Below are 19,709 nucleotides of genomic sequence, written 5' to 3'. Positions count from 1 at the left end.
GCCCCGGGCCTACATTGGACGTACGTCACCGTCGACGCCGGGAGCCCACCATGACGGTTGCCCATGCCATCGAGGCCGACGTCCTGCGCCGCCAGGACCCGCAGCTCGCCGACATCCTGCTCGGAGAGCTCGACCGGCAGTCGACGACGCTCCAGCTCATCGCCGCCGAGAACTTCACCTCGCCCGCGGTGCTGGCGGCTCTAGGGTCGCCACTCGCCAACAAGTACGCCGAGGGGTATCCGGGCGCCCGATACCACGGTGGCTGCGAGCTGGTCGACGCCGCCGAGCGGCTCGCCGTGGAGCGGGCCAAGCTGCTGTTCGGGGCCGAACACGCCAACGTGCAGTCGCACTCGGGGTCTTCGGCCGTCCTCGCCGCGTACGCCGCCCTGCTGCGGCCCGGTGACACCGTGCTCGCCCTCGGGCTGCCGTACGGCGGACACCTCACGCACGGCTCGCCGGCCAACTTCTCCGGGCGCTGGTTCGACTTCGTGGGATACGGGGTGGACGCCGAGACCGGGCTCATCGACTACGACCAAGTGCGCACGCTCGCCCGCAATCACCGGCCCAAGGCCGTCGTCTGCGGGTCCATCGCCTACCCGCGCCACATCGACTACGCCCTCTTCCGCGACATCGCGGACGAGGTGGGCGCGTATCTCATCGCCGACGCCGCCCACCCGATCGGGCTCGTCGCCGGGGGAGCGGCGCCGAGTCCGGTGCCGTACGCCGATGTCGTGTGCGTCACCACACACAAGGTGCTGCGGGGGCCCCGTGGCGGCATGATCCTGTGCGGCTCGGACCTCGCCGAACGGGTCGACCGCGCCGTGTTCCCGTTCACCCAGGGCGGTGCGCAGATGCACACCATCGCGGCCAAGGCCGTCGCGTTCGGCGAGGCGGCAACACCGGCGTTCACGGCGTACGCCCATCAGGTGGTCGCCAATGCGAGGACCCTGGCGGCGGGGCTGGCCGCGGAGGGGCTGGTCGTCACCACGGGCGGGACCGACACCCACCTCATCACCGCCGACCCGGCACCGCTCGGCGTCGACGGCCGTGCGGCGCGCGGACGGCTCGCGGCGGCCGGGATCGTGCTGGACTGCTGCGCGCTGCCGCACGGCGACGCCCGCGGCCTGCGCCTGGGCACGGCGGCCGTGACCACCCAGGGCATGGGGGAGGAGGAGATGGTGTGGCTCGCCGCGTTGCTGGCGGGTGTGCTGCGCGGGGAGACCGAAAGTCAGAAGGCTCGTGAAGAAGTGCGGGAGCTGGCCGGTAGATTTTCGCCGTATCCCGGCTGAGTGCAACCATCGTCGCTACCGTTCCTGGCATTGTTGGCCGGTGCTGGCCAACTCGCCATAATCCGGACGTGTGGTCCGGTGGCCCTCCGAACGGTCTTGAGGGCCGGGGAACAACACGAGCTGGTCACCTCGGCACGGTCGGGTCTTGCCGCCCCTAAGGGGCATGCCCGCCGTCCTGGGTGGGCCCGTGGTCCCGCGTGGAGGGGGGACGGGTACGGTCTGGCCGGTAGCTCTCCGTTGCCCGATCCTCTGGTCGGGTACGGTCACACCTGGCCGACGCCGGACTCGATGGCCCAGGCCACGCCTGCCGATCGCCACAGCAGCACCGTGATGCCGCGTGGCGGAGGTCTTTGTCTGCCGCTGGAGCGGGGCCTGCCAGTGCTGGCCGCCCCAGCGTGAGGTGTACGCGGGATCGACCGCCACGACCACCAGGCCTTGGTGGTAGGCCATGCCGCGCAGGCGTTCCCGGAAACGTGTGGTGGGGATGCCCGCGACTGTGCGGCGGAACTTTTTGCCGCGCTTGCCGCGGCCCAGGGTCTCCCGGCCGGTCTGCCGGGCGTCGCTGAAGCCCAGGTCCTCGATCACGATCCCCGCGCAGCCGTGACCCCGCGCGCTGTCGAGGAGTTCGGTGATTGCGGCGCGCAGCTGCCCGTCCCGACGACTGGAACGGCCGGTCAGATCGAGTGGCACAGTGAGCGGTTCGCCGACCGGGTTGCCGTGTGTATCGAGCACGATGGCGGCGAGGTGGTCGGCGTTGAGGTCCACCGCTAGTAGGCGCTCGCCCGACGCCCTCAGCTCGTCCGGGTCGGGTACGACGGTATGGTCGGCCGCCCAGGAGGCGTCCAGATACCAGCGGCCCCGGGCTGGGTCGTGGACGATGTCGTATCGCACGGCCCTGCGGGCGATCACGCGGTCCAGCCACTCCTCCCGGCGGTGCGAGAACGTGACCGTGCAGGTCAGCTTGTACCGACCGCGCGGGGCATTGGCCAGGTGTCGCAGCGGCTCGGGCAGTACGAGCGTCACTGATCCGTCGTGCGGGTCGGCGGTGATGGTGTAGTTGCCGTACGGGGCGCCGGATTCTCCGTCGGCGGTCAGGAACAGCCGAGCCGCGTCCCAGCGCTGCCGCCACTCCGGCTCGGTGAGCCGGGCCTCGGCGAGGTGGTGCCGCGTCTTGAGTAGCCGCCTGCCGCCGTCCACGATGGCTGGGTGGCCATCCTCGATCCGCTGTTCCACGACGGCCAGCCTGGTCGTTAGCGCCTGCACGCGGCGCTGCTTGTGGAACCGCTCGTTCTGGTCGGCGTAGCCCCGTGTCTTGCCCTTGCGCTGTCCGCACGGCACCGACAGCCGTTTACAGATCGAGATGATGGCGCGGCGCAGGCCAGCGCGCTCGTCGAACAGGCAGCGCATGGAGAGCTGGTACTGGTCCTCGGACGCGCGGGTCATCGCCCCCGCCCAGCGCGATGACGACACCGCCGTCAGTGCTCTCTTGCGCCTTGCACGTCCGGTGTCCCTCATCGGCACGTTGCCCAGGGCGATGCGTGCGGCCAGGTCGGAGCGCTGGTGCTGGCCGAGATGGTCACCGGCCAGGGTGAGGACCTCGATGTCGGCCCCGGAGAGGCGTAGCCGGTCCCGGACCCGGGCGCCAGAAGGTGCAGCCACGGTGAAGGGGGCCGCGATCGCTCGCAGCTCGCTCTTCCCCCCACGCCTGGACATGCGGCAACCCTCCCCCAACGTCTCGGTCAACCTCGCCACGAGCAACGTACTGGCCGTCACCGACGACCGTCGTCCGCCGAGATCCATTCACTCTTATGAGGGACCCGATGCCCGTAGCGGCAACAACCGCATCAGTGAATTCCCACACCTGCGGCCAAACGACGTCGGCCAATGACAGGGGGGCGGTCCTACCCCCAAGCTGGGGCCGGCCAGGCCGCGACCCCGGTGCCTGACAGATGCCCGATGCGACCGGACGAGCCGCCTGGCGGTTGGCTGGAGGAGAGCCGGTGCCGCAAGGGCCGCTGACTGTGCGCCAAGGGGGCCGCCAGGCGGGCTCTCCAGTCGGGCAAGGGACTATCGTGAGGGCCTGGATCGGCTACCGGAACTGGTGGAGCTACTCTGTGCGCGAATACCTGCTGACGCTCTGCATCACTGCTGCGGTGACGTATCTGCTGACAGGGCCGGTACGTAAGTTCGCGATCGTGGCCGGGGCGATGCCGGAGATCCGGGCACGTGACGTGCACCGGGAACCCACTCCGCGGCTCGGCGGTATCGCGATGTTCTTCGGCCTGTGCGCGGGCCTGCTGGTCGCCGATCACCTCACCAACCTCAGTACGGTCTTCGAGAAGTCCAACGAACCGCGGGCGCTGCTCTCCGGAGCGGCGCTCATCTGGCTGATCGGCGTCCTGGACGACAAGTTCGAGATCGACGCCCTGATCAAGCTGGGCGGCCAGATGATCGCCGCCGGCGTCATGGTCATGCAGGGTCTGACGATCCTGTGGCTGCCGATCCCCGGCTTCGGCTCGGTCGCGCTGACCCAGTGGCAGGGCACCCTGCTGACGGTCGCCCTGGTCGTCATCACCATCAACGCGGTCAACTTCGTCGACGGCCTGGACGGCCTCGCGGCCGGCATGGTGTGCATCGCCTCGGCCGCGTTCTTCCTCTACGCCTATCGCGTCTGGGTGTCGTACGGCATCGAGGCCGCCGCCCCGGCCACCCTGTTCGCGGCGATCCTGATGGGCATGTGCCTGGGCTTCCTGCCGCACAACATGCACCCGGCGCGGATCTTCATGGGCGACTCCGGCTCGATGCTGATCGGCCTGGTGCTCGCCGCGGGCGCGATCTCCATCACGGGACAGGTCGACCCGGACGCGCTGAAGCTGTTCGCCGGCTCCGAGAAGGAGGCCGTGCACCAGACGGTGCCCGTCTACATCCCGCTGCTGCTGCCGCTGACGATCATCGCGATCCCGGCCGCCGACCTGGTGCTGGCGATCGTGCGCCGCACCTGGCGGGGCCAGTCGCCGTTCGCCGCCGACCGGGGCCACCTGCACCACCGCCTCCTGGAGATCGGCCACTCGCACAGCCGGGCGGTGCTGATCATGTACTTCTGGTCGGCGCTGATCGCCTTCGGCGCGCTCGCCTACTCCGTGAACTCGGCGTCCATGTGGATCGTGCTGAGCGTGGTGTTCCTCAGCGCCATCGGGCTCGGGCTGCTTCTGCTGCCCCGCTTCACTCCGCGCGCCCCGCGCTGGGCCGAGGCGTTCGTGCCGCCGCGCTACCGCCGTCGCGACGCCGTTGCCGAGCCGGCGGCCACCACGCCGCAGACCGCCGCCGCCGAGGCACCGGCCGACGCCGCGGCCGACTCCGGGTCCGACGAGGACGCGCGCACCCCGGTCGCCGCCGGTGTGGCCGGCGTCAACGGCGCGACCGCGATCGGTGCCCGTTCGCGCTTCCTGGACCGGCGGAAGGCCGCAACGTCGCGCTGATTTGTGGGGTGCTCCTGACAGCGCACGAGTCTGGCGACGCTTTCACGCTGGTGAACGAGATGCTGACGCTCACGGGCGGCCTCAACTCAGTCACTTCCGCGAGTCGTGCCTCCCCGTTGCTGCCGAGACGGCAGTGACGGACGTCACCTGCGTGATTCCCTCGCGCGGCATTTGTTGATCAGTGGGGTGTTGATCGACCACGCCGCAAAGCGGCACACAGATCGATTAGGGGATGACATGCGCAGATCACGGGGTGCCTGGCGGGCTGGCGCAGTGGCTGGGGCGGTACTTACCGTCGCCCTGGGCAATGCGATACCTGCCTATGCAAGTGCGCACAACTGCACAGGTGGTGGCAGTAACTGCATCATCGTGGATGGTTCGGGCCTGAAGGTTACGGGGATCACGGCCAACTACTCCCCGGCGCCTAAGACACTCTCGGGGAAGATCGCGAAGCTGAGGATCAAGCTCCCCGGGAAGCCTGCCAAGACCTACTGGGAGAATGACAGCGTCCGTCAGGGGCGCTCAGAGGATCACAACTGGGATTCGTACGCGAAGAAGTACCCCGACGGCACGCAGCTCTGCACGGGCTGGAAATGGACTGACGGGCTGGCCTGCGCCACCGTGCACGACTGACCACTAACTGACCGCGGGATCTATTGGCGGGGCGCTCGGATCGACCGAGCGCCCCGCTTCGCTGTCGGGCGGCACGTAGCGCTGACGGCAGGTTAAGAACGCGTTCTAGGTAAGAATCTGACTAGAGCATTGCCAAGTCATGGGGGAGCGAAGCGCCCCTATACCAGACAAACCGGCCGCGTTTTTGCACAGACGCGCACTGTCACTCTCATGTGTGACACCGGGCACACCCTCCAGGTAAAGACCTCATCAAATAGTTTGTGATACGGTTCACGAGAACCCCCGGATAGAGCCGAAGGACCGCAGTGCGACGGTCCGTTGGCGTGAGGTCCCCTCTTAGCCCGGGACTACGCTCGTCCATGACGACACCCTGCCCCCACCGTGAAAGCGGAGTTGCCGCCATGCCGTCCAATGACGCCCGGATTCTCCTTCAGGCTGCCGTGCCCACGGCTGCCGTCGGTGCGATTGCCGCCGTCGTCAGTGGTGTGCTCGTTGGCGGCAAGGGGGCTGTCGGGGCTGTCGTGGCAGCGGTGCTCACGATTCTCTTCATGGGGATCGGGCTCTACGTTCTGCAGCGCACTGCCAAATCGCTTCCGCATCTGTTCCAGATGATGGGCCTGATGCTCTACGCGGCGCAGATCCTGCTGCTGTTCATCTTTCTGAGCGTGTTCAAGAACACCACGCTGTTCCACCCCAAGGCTTTCGCGATCACCCTTATCGCGACCACCCTCGCGTGGATCGCATCCCAGACTCGGGCTCACATGAAAGCCAAGATCCTCTACGTCGAACCCGACTCCTCGGGCGACAAGCCCGAAAAATCGGGGCACTCGTCGTGAGGGGTAGGGCTGAGATAAGTGCGTGTGAGAAGTCCTGCTATCGTCCGGTGCCAACTGCGGCATCGCGGGCGCGGGCATCTGAGCTGACGCCTGCTCATTCGCGAGGCTTGATGCCCCACAGCCGCCCCCACATCCGTAACACCAGTCCCGTGCCGAACTGCGGCTGCGCGCCGCGCCGACACAACGAGGTTGCCGTACCCATGCGTCACGCCGAAGGAGCCCGCGGTGAGTGCTGACCAGACCCAGCTCGCCTTTGACTGGAGCTGTCGGATCATGTCCGACAACGGCTGTGGCTTCCCGGCTCCGGGCCTGCACTCGTTCCTCTTCAAGCCGATCGCCACAGTCGGGGGGTTCGAGTTCAACAAGGTGATGCTGCTTGCCCTCATCACCACGCTCCTGGTCATCACCTTCTTCACGCTCGCCTTCAGCAAGGCGAAGGTGGTGCCGGGCAAGCTTCAGATGGTCGGCGAAGCCGGTTATGACTTCGTGCGCCGCGGCATCGTCTACGAGACCCTCGGCAAGCGTGAGGGCGAGAAGTACGTCCCGTTCATGGTCTCGCTCTTCTTCTTCATCTGGATCATGAACATCTGGTCCGTGATCCCGCTGGCCCAGTTCCCGGTCTCGTCGATCATCGCGTTCCCGATGGTGCTGGCCGCCATCGTCTGGCTCATCTGGGTCTCGGTGACCTTCAAGCGGCACGGCTTCGTCGGGTTCTTCAAGAACGTCACCGGCTACGACAAGTCGCTGGGTGCGGTGCTGCCGCTCGTGATGGTCATCGAGTTCTTCTCGAACCTGCTGGTCCGCCCGTTCACGCACGCGGTGCGACTGTTCGCCAACATGTTCGCCGGTCACCTGATGCTGGTGATGTTCACCGTCGCCTCCTGGTACCTGCTGAACAGCTGGATGATCCCGGCGGCCGGTGTCTCCTTCGTCATGACCATGGTCATGATCCTCTTCGAGCTCTTCGTGCAGGCCGTCCAGGCGTACGTCTTCGTGCTGCTGGCCTGCTCGTACATCCAGGGCGCTCTCGCCGAGCACCACTGAGCCCCGCCGCACCGCAAGCCCCCAAGAACGTCCGGTGGCCAACCCCCGCCGGTCCATGAAAGAGAAGGAAGAATCAGCATGGCTGCCCTTGAGACCCTCGCCGCCGTCGAAGGCAACATTGGTTCCATCGGCTACGGCCTGGCCGCCATCGGCCCCGGCGTCGGCGTCGGCATCATCTTCGGCAACGGCACCCAGGCCCTCGCCCGCCAGCCCGAGGCTGCCGGCCTGATCCGTGCCAACCAGATCCTCGGCTTCGCCTTCTGTGAGGCGCTCGCCCTCATCGGCATCGTCATGCCGTTCGTCTACGGATGATCGAGCCCTGACGAGCCAACCTTTCCACGAAAGGCACTGATGTGATCGACAACCTGGTGCGGCTTGCGGCGGAGGAGGAGCAGAACCCGCTCATTCCTCCGGGCCCCGAGCTGCTCGTCGGCACCATCGCCTTCGCCATCGTGTTCTTCTTCTTCTGGAAGAAGCTGCTTCCGAACATCAACAAGGTTCTGGAGGAGCGCCGCGAGGCGATCGAAGGCGGAATCGAGAAGGCTGAGGCCGCTCAGGTCGAGGCCCAGAGCGTCCTTGAGCAGTACAAGGCGCAGCTCGCCGAGGCCCGGCACGAGGCCGCGCGTCTGCGCCAGGAGGCGCAGGAGCAGGGCGCCGTGCTCATCGCCGAGATGCGCGCGGAAGGCCAGCGGCAGCGCGAGGAGATCGTCGCCGCCGGTCACGCGCAGATCGAGGCCGACCGCAAGGCCGCGTCCTCCGCGCTGCGCCAGGACGTCGGCAAGCTCGCCACCGACCTGGCGGGCAAGCTCGTCGGCGAGTCCCTCGAGGACCACGCCCGGCAGAGCCGCGTCATCGACCGCTTCCTCGACGAGCTCGAGGAGAAGGCCGAGGCCGGACGATGAACGGAGCGAGCCGCGAGGCCCTGGCAGCCGCACGTGAGCGTCTCGACGCGCTGACGGACAACACGTCCGTCGACGCGGCCAAGCTCGCCGACGAGCTGGCCGCCGTCACCGCGCTGCTCGACCGCGAGGTGTCGCTGCGTCGGGTCCTGACCGACCCGGCGCAGGCCGGCGAGGCCAAGGCGGAGCTGGCCCAGCGCCTGCTCGCCGGCCAGGTCAGCGGCGAGGCCGCCGATCTGCTGGCCGGCATGGTGCGCTCCCGCTGGTCGCAGTCGCGCGACCTGGTGGACGCGCTGGAGGAGCTGGCGGACACCGCCGACCTCACCGCCGCGCAGAAGGCGGGCACGCTCGACGATGTCGAGGACGAGCTGTTCCGGTTCGGCCGGATCGTCGCCTCGAACACCGGGCTGCGCGCCGCGCTGACCGACCGGTCCGCCACTACCTCGGCCAAGGGCGAGCTGCTGCGCAGCCTGCTCGGCGGCCGGGCCAAGGCGACCACCGAGCGTCTGGTGACGCGTCTTGTGACCGCGCCGCGTGGACGTAGCCTGGAGTCGGGACTGGAGTCCCTGTCCAAGCTCGCCGCCGAGCGCCGGGAGCGCATGGTGGCCGTCGTCACTTCGGCGGTACCGCTGAGCGGCCCGCAGAAGCAGCGCCTGGGCGCCGCCCTCGCGAAGCTCTACGGCCGCCAGATGCACCTCAACCTCGACGTGGACCCCGAGGTCCTCGGCGGAATCCGGGTGCAGGTCGGCGACGAGGTCATCAACGGCTCCCTCGCGGACCGCATCGAGGACGCCGGCCGCCGCCTGGCGAGCTGACCAGCAACTCAATAGGCAGTACGTACTTACGGCCCTGGTTGGGCCGTGCAGAAGAATCCTGGGGGTCGCCCCCAGACCCCCAAAGTGAAACTTCGGGCCCAACAAGGAGAGCAGGGAACCCAGATGGCGGAGCTCACGATCCGGCCGGAGGAGATCCGGGACGCGCTGGAGACGTTCGTCCAGTCGTACAAGCCGGACGCGGCCTCGCGCGAGGAGGTCGGTACGGTCACCCTTGCCGGCGACGGCATCGCGAAGGTCGAGGGTCTGCCCTCGGCCATGGCCAACGAACTGCTGAAGTTCGAGGACGGCACCCTCGGCCTCGCCCTCAACCTCGAGGAGCGCGAGATCGGTGCCATCGTCCTCGGTGAGTTCAGCGGCATCGAGGAGGGTCAGCCGGTCTCCCGTACCGGTGAGGTCCTCTCCGTGGCTGTCGGCGAGGGCTACCTCGGCCGCGTCGTCGACCCGCTCGGCAACCCGATCGACGGCCTCGGCGAGATCGAGACCAGCGGTCGCCGCGCCCTTGAGCTGCAGGCTCCGGGCGTCATGGCCCGTAAGTCGGTGCACGAGCCGATGGAGACCGGCTACAAGGCCGTCGACGCGATGACCCCGATCGGCCGTGGCCAGCGTCAGCTGATCATCGGTGACCGCCAGACCGGCAAGACCGCCCTGGCCGTCGACACGATCATCAACCAGCGTGACAACTGGCGCACCGGCGACCCGAACAAGCAGGTCCGCTGCGTCTACGTCGCCATCGGCCAGAAGGGCTCGACGATCGCGTCGGTCCGCGGCGCGCTGGAGGAGAACGGCGCGCTGGAGTACACGACCATCGTCGCCGCCCCCGCGTCCGACCCGGCCGGCTTCAAGTACCTGGCGCCGTACACCGGTTCGGCCATCGGTCAGCAGTGGATGTACGAGGGCAAGCACGTCCTCATCATCTTCGACGACCTCTCGAAGCAGGCCGACGCCTACCGCGCCGTGTCCCTGCTGCTGCGCCGCCCGCCGGGCCGTGAGGCCTACCCGGGTGACGTCTTCTACCTGCACTCCCGTCTGCTGGAGCGCTGCGCGAAGCTCTCCGACGCCATGGGCGCCGGCTCGATGACCGGTCTGCCGATCGTCGAGACCAAGGCCAACGACGTCTCGGCGTTCATCCCGACCAACGTCATCTCCATCACCGACGGCCAGTGCTTCCTGGAGTCGGACCTGTTCAACGCCGGTCAGCGCCCCGCGCTGAACGTCGGTATCTCCGTCTCCCGAGTCGGTGGTTCCGCGCAGCACAAGGCGATGAAGCAGGTTTCGGGCCGTCTGCGCGTCGACCTCGCCCAGTTCCGTGAGCTGGAGGCGTTCGCCGCCTTCGGTTCCGACCTGGACGCCGCGTCGAAGGCGCAGCTGGAGCGCGGTCAGCGCATGGTCGAGCTGCTGAAGCAGGCCCAGTACGAGCCGATGTCGACCGAGGACCAGGTCGTCTCGGTGTGGGCCGGCACCACCGGCAAGATGGACGACGTGCCGGTCGCCGACATCCGCCGCTTCGAGAAGGAGCTCCTGGAGTACCTGCACCGCAAGGAGCAGGGCCTCATGACCTCCATCAAGGAGGGCGGCAAGATGTCGGACGACACGCTCACCGCCATCGCCGACGCCATCGCGGAGTTCAAGAAGCAGTTCGAGACCGCGGACGGCAAGCTCCTCGGCGAAGAGGCTCCGGCCGCCCCGAAGGCGACCAGCGCCTCCAAGTGACGTAAGGAAGGGACCTGACTCATGGGAGCCCAGCTCCGGGTCTACAAGCGTCGCATCCGATCCGTCACCGCGACCAAGAAGATCACGAAGGCGATGGAGATGATCGCCGCCTCGCGCGTCGTCAAGGCGCAGCGCAAGGTGGCGGCCTCCACGCCCTACGCGACCGAGCTCACCCGCGCGGTCACGGCGGTCGGCACCGGCTCGAACACCAAGCACCCGCTGACCACGCAGGCCGAGACGGTCACGCGGTCCGCGGTGCTGCTCCTGACGAGCGACCGCGGTCTGGCCGGCGCCTTCAACTCCAACGCCATCAAGGCGGCGGAGCAGCTGACCGAGCGCCTGGAGCGCGAGGGCAAGCAGGTCGACGTGTACATCGTCGGCCGGCGCGGTGTCGCCCACTACAACTTCCGTGAGCGCAAGATCGCGGAGTCGTGGAGCGGCTTCACCGACGAGCCGACGTACGCGGACGCCAAGAAGGTCGCGGCTCCGCTGATCGAGGCGATCGAGACGGAGACGGCTCAGGGCGGCGTGGACGAGCTCCACATCGTCTACACCGAGTTCGTCTCGATGATGACCCAGCAGGCGCTGGATGCGCGTCTGCTGCCGCTCAGCCTCGAAGAGGTCGCGCAGGAGGCTCCGTCCAAGGGCGAGATCCTTCCGCTGTACGACTTCGAGCCCTCGGCGGAGGACGTCCTCGACGCCCTTCTGCCGCGCTACGTGGAGAGCCGTATCTACAACGCGCTGCTCCAGTCGGCCGCCTCCAAGCACGCCGCCACGCGGCGCGCGATGAAGTCGGCCACCGACAACGCCGGAGAGCTCATCGAGACGCTGTCCCGGCTTGCGAACGCGGCCCGCCAGGCCGAAATCACCCAGGAAATCAGCGAGATCGTCGGTGGCTCCGCAGCCCTGGCCGACGCGACCGCGGGGAGTGACCGCTAATGACCACCACTGTTGAGACCGCGACGGCCACGGGCCGCGTCGCCCGGGTCATCGGCCCGGTCGTCGACGTGGAGTTCCCCGTCGACGCGATGCCGGAGATCTACAACGCCCTCCACGTCGAGGTCGCCGACCCGGCGAACGCGGGCGAGAAGAAGATCCTGACCCTGGAGGTCGCCCAGCACCTGGGTGACGGCCTGGTCCGCACCATCTCCATGCAGCCCACCGACGGTCTGGTCCGCCAGGCCGCGGTCACCGACACCGGCAAGGGCATCACCGTCCCGGTCGGCGACTTCACCAAGGGCAAGGTGTTCAACACCCTCGGTGAGGTGCTGAACGTCGATGAGACCTACGAGGGCGAGCGCTGGTCCATCCACCGCAAGGCCCCGAACTTCGACGAGCTCGAGTCGAAGACCGAGATGTTCGAGACCGGCGTCAAGTGCATCGACCTGCTCACCCCGTACGTCAAGGGTGGAAAGATCGGTCTGTTCGGCGGCGCCGGTGTCGGCAAGACGGTGCTCATCCAGGAGATGATCTACCGCGTCGCCAACAACCACGACGGTGTGTCGGTGTTCGCCGGTGTCGGTGAGCGTACCCGTGAGGGCAACGACCTCATCGACGAGATGAGCGAGTCGGGCGTCATCGACAAGACCGCCCTGGTCTTCGGTCAGATGGACGAGCCCCCGGGCACCCGTCTGCGCGTCGCGCTGGCCGGCCTGACCATGGCCGAGTACTTCCGCGACGTCCAGAAGCAGGACGTGCTGTTCTTCATCGACAACATCTTCCGCTTCACGCAGGCCGGTTCCGAGGTGTCGACCCTGCTCGGCCGTATGCCCTCCGCGGTGGGCTACCAGCCGAACCTGGCCGACGAGATGGGTCTCCTCCAGGAGCGCATCACCTCGACCCGTGGTCACTCGATCACCTCGATGCAGGCGATCTACGTCCCCGCGGACGACCTGACCGACCCGGCCCCGGCCACCACGTTCGCCCACCTCGACGCGACGACGGTGCTGTCCCGTCCGATCTCCGAGAAGGGCATCTACCCGGCGATCGACCCGCTGGACTCCACGTCCCGCATCCTGGACCCGCGCTACATCGCGGCGGACCACTACAACACCGCCATGCGTGTCAAGGGGATCCTCCAGAAGTACAAGGACCTCCAGGACATCATCGCGATCCTCGGTATCGACGAGCTCAGCGAGGAGGACAAGCTGGTCGTCCAGCGTGCCCGCCGCGTCGAGCGCTTCCTGTCGCAGAACACGCACGTCGCCAAGCAGTTCACCGGTGTGGACGGCTCCGACGTGCCGCTGGACGAGTCGATCACCGCGTTCAACGCGATCTGCGACGGTGAGTTCGACCACTTCCCGGAGCAGGCGTTCTTCATGTGCGGTGGTCTCGAGGACCTCAAGAAGAACGCGAAGGAACTGGGCGTCTCCTGACGCACCGGTGCTCTTGAGCCATTGAGCTCTTGATGGAGGGGGCGGGGGTTCGTCCCGCCCCCTCTCTCACGCCTACTAGACTTGTAACCAACACCCGGCAGAACCGCCGGGTGGTGACCCGAGGAGCCACCTTGGCTGCTGAGCTGCACGTCGCGCTGGTCGCCGCCGACCGTGAGGTCTGGTCGGGCCAGGCCACCCTGGTCGTCGCGCGCACCACGTCCGGCGACATCGGCGTCATGCCCGGTCACCAGCCGCTGCTCGGTGTGCTGGAGTCGGGCCCGGTGACCATCCGTACGAGTGACGGTGGAACTGTCATCGCCGCGGTGCACGGCGGTTTCATCTCGTTCGCGGACGACAAGCTGTCGCTGCTGGCCGAGATCGCCGAGCTGTCGGACGAGATCGACGTCCAGCGCGCGGAGCGGGAGCTCGAGCGCGCGAAGGCGGAGGGCGACGACGTCGCCGAGCGTCGCGCGGAGGTCCGTCTGCGGGCGGCGACGGCGCGCTGACCCCTGGGGGTACCGCCCAGTGCCCTTAGGCTCTGGGACAGTGCACGCGACGACGTCACTCAGCCGCGGCTGGGACCGGAGCAATCCGGTGCCGGTCGCGGCTGAGGCAGATATGGAAGTTTTTTCCGTTCCGTTACCTAGGAGACGAGGAGGTCGGTGTCGATGGTCCTCGCTCTGACTGTGTGCGGAATCGTTGTCGCCCTCGTGGTGCTGGGGCTGTTCGTCTTCGGCCTGCGCCGCAGGCTCATCCAGCGCTCCGGCGGCACTTTCGACTGTTCCCTGCGCTGGGACGTGCCGGAGAAACCCGACACCAGCGGCAAGGGCTGGAGCTATGGCGTCGCCCGCTACAACGGCGACCGCATCGAGTGGTACCGCGTCTTCTCCTACGCCTACCGCCCGCGCCGCATCCTGGAGCGCTCCGCGATCGAGGTGGCCGGCCGCCGGGTCCCCGACGGCGAGGAGGAGCTGGCGCTGCTCTCCGACGCGGTGATCCTCACCTGTCTGCACCGGGGTACGCGCCTCGAACTCGCCATGAGCGAAGACGCGCTGACCGGTTTTCTCGCGTGGCTTGAGGCAGCCCCGCCCGGACAGCGAGTGAATGTGGCGTAGCCACATTCACTCGCTGGGTGGGGGTCCCCCCGGACGAAGTCTGGGGGAGTGTCAATGTCGCTTGGTACGTCGGCTAGTTGAGCCCGCTGTTGATGGCGCTCACCAGCTCGCCGTTGCTGGTGTCACCGCTGAACTCCCAGAAGAACGCGCCGCCCAGACCCTGGGTCTTGGCCCACGACATCTTCGTACCGATGGTGGCGGGAGTGTCGTACGACCACCAGTTGCTGCCGCAGTGCGCGTACGCCGTGCCCGCGATCGTGCCGGTGGCCGGGCAGGAGCTCTTGAGGACCTTGTAGTCCTCGATGCCGGCCTCGTAGGTGCCGGTGGCCGGGCCGGTGGCCGTGCCGCCGGGGGCGGACTGGGTGACGCCGGTCCAGCCGCGGCCGTAGAAGCCGATGCCGAGCAGCAGCTTGCTCGCCGGGACGCCCTTGGCCTTGAGCTTGGCTATGGCGGCGGCGGAGTTGAAGCCCTCCTTCGGGATGCCGGAGTACGACGTGAGCGGCGAGTGCGGGGCGGTCGGGCCGGTCTTGTCCCAGGCGCCGAAGTAGTCGTACGTCATCACGTTGTACCAGTCGAGGTACTGGGCGGCGCCGCCGTAGTCGGCCGCGTCGATCTTGCCGCCCGACGAGGCGTCGGCCGTGATGGCGGCGGTGATCAGGTAGTTCGAGCCGAACTCGGCACGCAGTGCCTGCGAGAGGTTCCTGAAGGCCGCGGGGCCGGAGGTGTCGCAGGTCAGGCCGCAGGCGTTCGGGTACTCCCAGTCGATGTCGATGCCGTCGAAGACGTCGGCCCAGCGCGGGTCCTCGACCACGGCCTTGCAGGACTTGGCGAAGGCTGCGGCGTTGGCCGCCGCCTGGCCGAAGCCGCCGGAGTAGGTCCAGCCGCCGAAGGAGTACAGCACCTTGATGTGCGGGTACTTGGCCTTCAGCTGGCGCAGCTGGTTGAAGTTGCCGCGCAGTGGCTGGTCCCAGGTGTCGGCGGTGCCGCTGACGGACTGGTCGGCGGTGTAGGCCTTGTCGTGGGCGGCGTAGGTGTCGTCGACGACGCACTTGCCGTCCTTGACGTTGCCGAACGCGTAGTTGATGTGCGTGATCTTCGAGGCGGAGCCCGAGGTCACCAGGTTCTTGACGTGGTAGTTGCGGCCGTAGACGCCCCACTCGGTGAAGTAGCCGAGCTTGACCTTGGATCCGGGGTTCGGGTCCGGGTCCGGGTCGCCGCCGGTGGTGCGCACCGCGCGGGCGCCGCTGACCGGGCCGGTCTGGTCGGCGGTGTCGCGGGCCTGGACGGTGTAGGAGTAGTCGGTGCCCGCGGTCAGGCCGGTGTTGGTGTACGACGTCGTCGTCACGGTGGCGACCTTGGCGCCGTCGCGCAGGACGTCGTAGTTCTTGATGCCCTTGTCGTCCGTGGCGGCGTTCCAGGACAGCTTCACCGAGGTGTTGCTGATGTCGGAGGCGGTGGGCGTACCGGGGGCGGACGGCGGGTTGTCGCCGGGGACGCTGCCGCCGTCGCAGCTGCCGCCGTTCAGCTTGCAGTTCGCGGGGGAGCCGGAGCCGGTGCCGTTGAAGCCGAAGGTGACGGAGGCGCCGGGGGCGAGGGTGCCGTTCCAGGACTTGTTCTTGGCGGTCCGGTGGGTGCCGGAGGAGGTGACGTCGGCGTCCCAGGCGGAGGTGACGGACGTGCCGGACGGGAAGTCCCACTCGACGGTCCAGGAGCTGAGGGAGGTCGTGCCGGTGTTCTTCACCGTCCACTTGCCCTCGAAGCCGGAGCCCCAGTCCTGTGTCTTGGCGTAGGTGGCGGTGGCGGACGTCGCGGCCTCGGCGGGGCCCGCGAGGCCGACCAGGCCGGCGAAGGGGAGCAACAGGGTCGCGAACCCTGCCGCGGCTCTGTGTCTGAAGCGCATGCTGCGCCTCCTTGTCGGGGAGTTGGGGGGCATGCTGAGCCTCACGCCCACTCATGGTGCGGTGAGAATAGAAAGGTCTGGACCACGGGTCAATAGGTCTGGACCACTTGCCCCTCGCGGATTCGCTCCGTTCCGCTAGATCCCCAACTCCTGCGCCAGTACGGCCGCTTGCACCCGGCTGCGCAGCTCCAGCTTCCCCAGCAACCGGCTGACGTGCGTCTTCACCGTCGCCTCGGCCATGTCGAGACGGGTCGCGATGGCGGCGTTGGACAACCCCTCCCCGAGGCAGGCCAGCACCTCGCGTTCGCGGCGCGTGAGACTGTCCAGCACCGACGGGTCGGCCGTCGGTTCCCGTACGGGCTTCGCGGCGAACTCGGCGATCAGGCGCCGGGTGACCGCCGGGGCGATGAGGCCCTCCCCGCGTGCCACTGTCCGGACGGCCTCGATCAGATCCCTCGCTTCCGTGTTCTTCAGCAGAAACCCCGCGGCCCCGGCCCGCAACGCCCCGAACACATACTCGTCGAGGTCGAAGGTGGTCAGCACGAGGACGTCCGCCAGCCGCTCGGCGACCACCTGCCGCGTCGCCGACACCCCGTCCAAGCGCGGCATCTGAACGTCCATCAGCACCAGGTCGGGCCGCAGCTCGCGCGCCAGGGCCACCGCCTGCGCGCCGTCCGCCGCCTCGCCCACCACCTCGATGTCGGGCGCGCTGCGCAGGATGAGGACGAGCCCGGCGCGGACGGCCGACTGATCCTCGGCGACCAGGACGCGGATCATTCTCTGTCTCCTTGGGTCACGGGAAGCGTGGCGCGTACGGCCCAGATCTTGCCGTCGACCGAGTCCGGGTCCTGGACGGGGCCGGCCTCGAAATTGCCGCCCAGCAGCGCGACCCGCTCCCGCATCCCGACCAGCCCGGCACCCGAGCCGGGCGCGCGCGGGCCCTCGCGGTCGCCGCCGAACGGGCTGGTCACGGCGACGGTGAGGCAGCCGTCCCGCTGGGCCACCGCCACCCTGACCCGGCCGGGGGAGGCGTGCTTGAGGGCGTTGGTCAGGGACTCCTGGACGATGCGGTAGGCGGCGAGTTCGACCGGGGTGGGGACGGCGGGGCAGGAGGCGTCGAGCGTGACGTCGAGGCCGTTGGTGCGGGCGCCGTCGACCAGGGTGTCGAGGCCGTCGAGCGTGGGGGCGGCGACCGGCTCGGTGTCGCCGGTGGAGTCGCGCAGGATGCCGATGAGCCGGCGCATCTCGGCGAGCCCTTCGACGCTGTTCTCGCGGATGACCGACAGGGCCTCCTGGGAGGTCTTCGGGTCGTCGATGGAGAGCGCGGCCGTGGAGTGGATGGCGATGGCGGAGAGGTGGTTGGCGACCATGTCGTGCAACTCACGTGCCATGCGGGCGCGTTCCGAGGTCACGGCCTGGGCGCGGTCCATCTCGGCCAGCAGAGCGGTCTGTTCGGCCCGCAGGCGGGCGGCCTCGGCGGCGTCGCGATGGTTGCGGACGATCCAGCCGGTGGCGGCGGGCGCGTACGCCACGACACCGACGACCACGCCGATCAGCAGCGCCTCCGGAACGCGCCACACCGCGAACGGCACCAGCGTTCCGGCCACCGTGAGCAGACCGGTGATCCACTGGATACGGCGGGCCGAGGCGAGCGGACCGTACAGCACGGCCGCGTAGACGATGTCGGTGAACATCAGGACCGTGGCCAGGTTGCCCTGGGTCACGACGTCCACGCAGATCGCGGGCGTGCCGATCAGCAGGGCTGCGCGGGGGGCCGTCCGGCGCAGCAGTTCGCAGCCGGCCATCACGGTGAGCGGTACCAGGATCGGCCAGGGACCGTCGAAGAGCGTGATCGGGTCCTTGGCGGTCCGCGTGCCCAGGCCGATGCCCACCAGCAGCAGACCGCCGAGCAGCCCGCCGATGCCGATGTACACGTCGAAGCGGTGCGGGCGGGGGAGGGCCATGACTCCATCCAACACGGCGCCCGCGGGCGACGCCTGATTCAGGGGGAGGGTCCTGGACTGCATCTTTCGATGTACGGCGGTTTCGTCACCGCCGACGACGAAAGGGGGCGTGGCCGCCGGGAGCCTGGACAGGTGACCGAAGGGAGCAAGTCGTGATCGTCGCCCTCATCATCGCCTGCGAGGTCGGCTTCTGGGTGCTGCTGGCCCTGGGCCTGGCCGTGCGCTACCTGCTGACGTGGCGCCGCACCAGCGTGGTGCTGCTGCTGTGCGAGCCGGTGCTGGAGCTGGTCCTGTTCGTCGCGACGGCGATCGACCTGAAGAACGGCGCCGAGCCGAGCTGGGAGCACGGCGTGGCGGCGCTCTACATCGGCTACACGGTGGCCTTCGGCCACTACACGATCCGCTGGCTCGACGGCCACGCCGCCCACCGCCTGGCCGGCGGCCCGCCCCCGCCGAAGCCGCCCCGCTACGGCCGCGCCCGCGCCCGGCACGAGGCGAAGCTGTGGCTGCGGGCGGTGTTCGGGGGAGCGGTGGCGCTGGGACTGCTCCAGCTCGCGGTCTGGTACGTCGGCGACTCCGGGGACGTCAGCTCCCTCCGGGCCTTCCAGTGGGTGGCGATCCGCATGGTCGGCATCTACGGCCTGATCGCCCTGGGGTACTGGATCTGGCCGAAGAAGGCCCCCGCCGGCGCCGAGAAGGAGTCCGGGCTCACGAGCGGCGAGGAGCGTGTCCGGTCATGAGCCAGGCGTCGAAGAACCTGCTGGAAGGCATCGTCACCTTCCTGACCGGCCTGCCGCTTTGGTTGTTCACCGAGGACGTGGACGTGCCGGTCGTCACGCTGACGAAGTTCGGTCTGGTGATGATGTGTGTCGGCGGCGCCCTCGTCCTCGTGGGCCTGTACCAACGGGTGCGGGAGAACAGCTGAGCGCTCCGCTGGAAGCGCCGTGCTGGGCCGTTGTTCGTCCGCGGCCTCGTCGAGGCTGGTCGCGCAGTTCCCCGCGCCCCTTCAGGGTGCTGCCGAACCGCAGTCGACTTCGCCAAGGCTGCTTCAGCGCTCCCCGCCGGGGACCCAGAGGACGTCGCCCTCGGACTTGTTCGCCGTCCGCGCCAAGATGAACAGCAGGTCCGACAGGCGGTTGAGGTAGGTCGCCGTCAGCGGGTTCATCGCCTCGCCATGCACCTCCAGCGCGGCCCACGTGGAGCGCTCGGCCCGGCGTACGACCGTGCAGGCCTGGTGCAGCAGGGCCGCGCCCGGCGTGCCGCCCGGAAGGATGAAGGACCGCAGCTTCTCCAGCTGCTCGTTGAAGCGGTCGCAGTCCGCCTCCAGCTTGTCGATGTAGAACTGCTCGACCCGCAGCGGCGGGAACTCCGGGTTCTCCACCACCGGCGTCGACAGGTCCGCACCCACGTCGAACAGGTCGTTCTGCACGCGGGTGAGGACCTTGACGACCTCCTCGTCGAGCCCGCCCAGTGCGATCGCCGTGCCGATCACCGCGTTCGCCTCGTTGGCGTCGGCGTACGCCGAGATCCGCAGATCGGTCTTGGCGACCCGGCTCATGTCGCCGAGGGCGGTGGTGCCCTGGTCGCCGGTCCTGGTGTAGATGCGCGTCAGATTGACCATGTGGCCAG

At 68.5% G+C, this 19,709-nt stretch carries 20 protein-coding genes; 15 read left to right on the top strand and 5 right to left on the bottom strand.

The window, feature by feature from the left end:
• The first annotated feature begins 50 nt into the window (after nucleotides 1-50).
• Complete coding sequence (gene glyA, locus QQM39_RS12990) at nucleotides 51-1,289, top strand: serine hydroxymethyltransferase (RefSeq protein WP_301996863.1); 1,239 nt, start codon at nucleotides 51-53, stop codon at nucleotides 1,287-1,289.
• Nucleotides 1,290-1,304: 15 nt separating this feature from the next.
• On the opposite strand, the gene QQM39_RS12985 is transcribed toward glyA, so the two are convergent.
• Complete coding sequence (locus QQM39_RS12985) at nucleotides 1,305-3,002, bottom strand: hypothetical protein (RefSeq protein WP_301996862.1); 1,698 nt, start codon at nucleotides 3,000-3,002, stop codon at nucleotides 1,305-1,307.
• Nucleotides 3,003-3,403: 401 nt separating this feature from the next.
• Between QQM39_RS12985 and QQM39_RS12980 the strand changes: the two genes are divergently transcribed.
• The 12 genes from QQM39_RS12980 (at nucleotide 3,404) to QQM39_RS12925 (ending at nucleotide 14,216) form a co-directional block, all read left to right on the top strand.
• On the top strand, nucleotides 3,404-4,768 hold the full coding sequence (locus QQM39_RS12980) for an MraY family glycosyltransferase (protein ID WP_301996860.1): 1,365 nt from the start codon (nucleotides 3,404-3,406) through the stop codon (nucleotides 4,766-4,768).
• Nucleotides 4,769-5,005: 237 nt separating this feature from the next.
• A complete protein-coding gene (locus QQM39_RS12975) occupies nucleotides 5,006-5,401 on the top strand; it encodes a hypothetical protein (RefSeq protein WP_301996859.1) in 396 nt (131 codons plus the stop codon).
• Nucleotides 5,402-5,802: 401 nt separating this feature from the next.
• A complete protein-coding gene (locus QQM39_RS12970; protein ID WP_301996858.1) occupies nucleotides 5,803-6,237 on the top strand; it encodes a hypothetical protein in 435 nt (144 codons plus the stop codon).
• Nucleotides 6,238-6,510: 273 nt separating this feature from the next.
• Nucleotides 6,511-7,281, top strand: coding sequence for a F0F1 ATP synthase subunit A (gene atpB, locus QQM39_RS12965; protein ID WP_302003569.1), 771 nt, complete (start codon nucleotides 6,511-6,513; stop codon nucleotides 7,279-7,281).
• A gap of 78 nt (nucleotides 7,282-7,359) precedes the next feature.
• Entirely contained in the window at nucleotides 7,360-7,593 is a 234-nt protein-coding gene (atpE, locus tag QQM39_RS12960; protein WP_031485821.1) for an ATP synthase F0 subunit C, read from the top strand.
• Nucleotides 7,594-7,634: 41 nt separating this feature from the next.
• A complete protein-coding gene (locus tag QQM39_RS12955) occupies nucleotides 7,635-8,183 on the top strand; it encodes a F0F1 ATP synthase subunit B (protein ID WP_301996857.1) in 549 nt (182 codons plus the stop codon).
• Complete coding sequence (locus QQM39_RS12950; RefSeq protein WP_301996856.1) at nucleotides 8,180-8,995, top strand: F0F1 ATP synthase subunit delta; 816 nt, start codon at nucleotides 8,180-8,182, stop codon at nucleotides 8,993-8,995. Before QQM39_RS12955 ends, QQM39_RS12950 begins: the two co-directional genes overlap by 4 nt.
• Before the next feature lie 123 nt (nucleotides 8,996-9,118).
• On the top strand, nucleotides 9,119-10,726 hold the full coding sequence (gene atpA / locus QQM39_RS12945) for a F0F1 ATP synthase subunit alpha (protein WP_301996855.1): 1,608 nt from the start codon (nucleotides 9,119-9,121) through the stop codon (nucleotides 10,724-10,726).
• A gap of 21 nt (nucleotides 10,727-10,747) precedes the next feature.
• Nucleotides 10,748-11,665, top strand: a complete 918-nt coding sequence (locus QQM39_RS12940; RefSeq protein ID WP_301996854.1) for a F0F1 ATP synthase subunit gamma — start codon at nucleotides 10,748-10,750, stop codon at nucleotides 11,663-11,665.
• Entirely contained in the window at nucleotides 11,665-13,101 is a 1,437-nt protein-coding gene (gene atpD, locus QQM39_RS12935; protein WP_217213150.1) for a F0F1 ATP synthase subunit beta, read from the top strand. Before QQM39_RS12940 ends, atpD begins: the two co-directional genes overlap by 1 nt.
• Before the next feature lie 131 nt (nucleotides 13,102-13,232).
• The gene (locus QQM39_RS12930; protein ID WP_301996853.1) at nucleotides 13,233-13,607 is read left to right on the top strand and encodes a F0F1 ATP synthase subunit epsilon; all 375 of its coding nucleotides are present in this window, start codon (nucleotides 13,233-13,235) and stop codon (nucleotides 13,605-13,607) included.
• Between the two features lie 162 nt (nucleotides 13,608-13,769).
• Entirely contained in the window at nucleotides 13,770-14,216 is a 447-nt protein-coding gene (locus QQM39_RS12925) for a DUF2550 domain-containing protein (protein WP_062709764.1), read from the top strand.
• 73 nt (nucleotides 14,217-14,289) lie between these two features.
• Here the strand turns inward: QQM39_RS12925 and QQM39_RS12920 are convergent, their stop codons facing one another.
• The 3 genes from QQM39_RS12920 to QQM39_RS12910 form a co-directional block, all read right to left on the bottom strand.
• Nucleotides 14,290-16,116 (bottom strand): glycoside hydrolase family 18 chitinase, encoded by a 1,827-nt coding sequence (locus tag QQM39_RS12920; RefSeq protein ID WP_301996852.1) that lies wholly within the window; start codon nucleotides 16,114-16,116, stop codon nucleotides 14,290-14,292.
• 135 nt (nucleotides 16,117-16,251) lie between these two features.
• A complete protein-coding gene (locus QQM39_RS12915) occupies nucleotides 16,252-16,893 on the bottom strand; it encodes a response regulator transcription factor (RefSeq protein WP_301996851.1) in 642 nt (213 codons plus the stop codon).
• The gene (locus tag QQM39_RS12910) at nucleotides 16,890-18,080 is read right to left on the bottom strand and encodes a sensor histidine kinase (protein WP_301996850.1); all 1,191 of its coding nucleotides are present in this window, start codon (nucleotides 18,078-18,080) and stop codon (nucleotides 16,890-16,892) included. Before QQM39_RS12910 ends, QQM39_RS12915 begins: the two co-directional genes overlap by 4 nt.
• A 152-nt stretch (nucleotides 18,081-18,232) precedes the next feature.
• Here QQM39_RS12910 and QQM39_RS12905 point away from each other — a divergent pair, with 152 nt between their 5' ends.
• The gene (locus QQM39_RS12905) at nucleotides 18,233-18,820 is read left to right on the top strand and encodes a hypothetical protein (RefSeq protein WP_301996849.1); all 588 of its coding nucleotides are present in this window, start codon (nucleotides 18,233-18,235) and stop codon (nucleotides 18,818-18,820) included.
• Nucleotides 18,817-19,005: a DUF5708 family protein gene (locus QQM39_RS12900; protein WP_301996848.1), complete on the top strand. Its 189-nt coding sequence runs from the start codon at nucleotides 18,817-18,819 to the stop codon at nucleotides 19,003-19,005. Before QQM39_RS12905 ends, QQM39_RS12900 begins: the two co-directional genes overlap by 4 nt.
• A gap of 123 nt (nucleotides 19,006-19,128) precedes the next feature.
• On the opposite strand, the gene QQM39_RS12895 is transcribed toward QQM39_RS12900, so the two are convergent.
• Nucleotides 19,129-19,701, bottom strand: a complete 573-nt coding sequence (locus QQM39_RS12895) for a cob(I)yrinic acid a,c-diamide adenosyltransferase (RefSeq protein WP_301996847.1) — start codon at nucleotides 19,699-19,701, stop codon at nucleotides 19,129-19,131.
• Between the last annotated feature and the right edge of the window lie 8 nt (nucleotides 19,702-19,709).

Origin of the sequence: Streptomyces sp. DT2A-34, from assembly GCF_030499515.1 — a bacterium.
In the GTDB taxonomy this organism is placed as follows: domain Bacteria; phylum Actinomycetota; class Actinomycetes; order Streptomycetales; family Streptomycetaceae; genus Streptomyces.
Note: the sequence above shows the minus strand (reverse complement) of the source record. Positions and strands in the feature narration are given on the sequence as shown.

Coding starts and splice junctions, on each gene's coding strand:
- glyA (WP_301996863.1), top strand. CDS start 51: ATGACGGTTGCCCATGCCATCGAGGCCGACGTCCTGCGCCGCCAGGAC.
- QQM39_RS12985 (WP_301996862.1), bottom strand. CDS start 3,002: ATGTCCAGGCGTGGGGGGAAGAGCGAGCTGCGAGCGATCGCGGCCCCC.
- QQM39_RS12975 (WP_301996859.1), top strand. CDS start 5,006: ATGCGCAGATCACGGGGTGCCTGGCGGGCTGGCGCAGTGGCTGGGGCG.
- QQM39_RS12970 (WP_301996858.1), top strand. CDS start 5,803: ATGCCGTCCAATGACGCCCGGATTCTCCTTCAGGCTGCCGTGCCCACG.
- atpB (WP_302003569.1), top strand. CDS start 6,511: ATGTCCGACAACGGCTGTGGCTTCCCGGCTCCGGGCCTGCACTCGTTC.
- atpE (WP_031485821.1), top strand. CDS start 7,360: ATGGCTGCCCTTGAGACCCTCGCCGCCGTCGAAGGCAACATTGGTTCC.
- QQM39_RS12950 (WP_301996856.1), top strand. CDS start 8,180: ATGAACGGAGCGAGCCGCGAGGCCCTGGCAGCCGCACGTGAGCGTCTC.
- atpA (WP_301996855.1), top strand. CDS start 9,119: ATGGCGGAGCTCACGATCCGGCCGGAGGAGATCCGGGACGCGCTGGAG.
- QQM39_RS12940 (WP_301996854.1), top strand. CDS start 10,748: ATGGGAGCCCAGCTCCGGGTCTACAAGCGTCGCATCCGATCCGTCACC.
- atpD (WP_217213150.1), top strand. CDS start 11,665: ATGACCACCACTGTTGAGACCGCGACGGCCACGGGCCGCGTCGCCCGG.
- QQM39_RS12925 (WP_062709764.1), top strand. CDS start 13,770: ATGGTCCTCGCTCTGACTGTGTGCGGAATCGTTGTCGCCCTCGTGGTG.
- QQM39_RS12920 (WP_301996852.1), bottom strand. CDS start 16,116: ATGCGCTTCAGACACAGAGCCGCGGCAGGGTTCGCGACCCTGTTGCTC.
- QQM39_RS12915 (WP_301996851.1), bottom strand. CDS start 16,893: ATGATCCGCGTCCTGGTCGCCGAGGATCAGTCGGCCGTCCGCGCCGGG.
- QQM39_RS12910 (WP_301996850.1), bottom strand. CDS start 18,080: ATGGCCCTCCCCCGCCCGCACCGCTTCGACGTGTACATCGGCATCGGC.
- QQM39_RS12900 (WP_301996848.1), top strand. CDS start 18,817: ATGAGCCAGGCGTCGAAGAACCTGCTGGAAGGCATCGTCACCTTCCTG.
- QQM39_RS12895 (WP_301996847.1), bottom strand. CDS start 19,701: ATGGTCAATCTGACGCGCATCTACACCAGGACCGGCGACCAGGGCACC.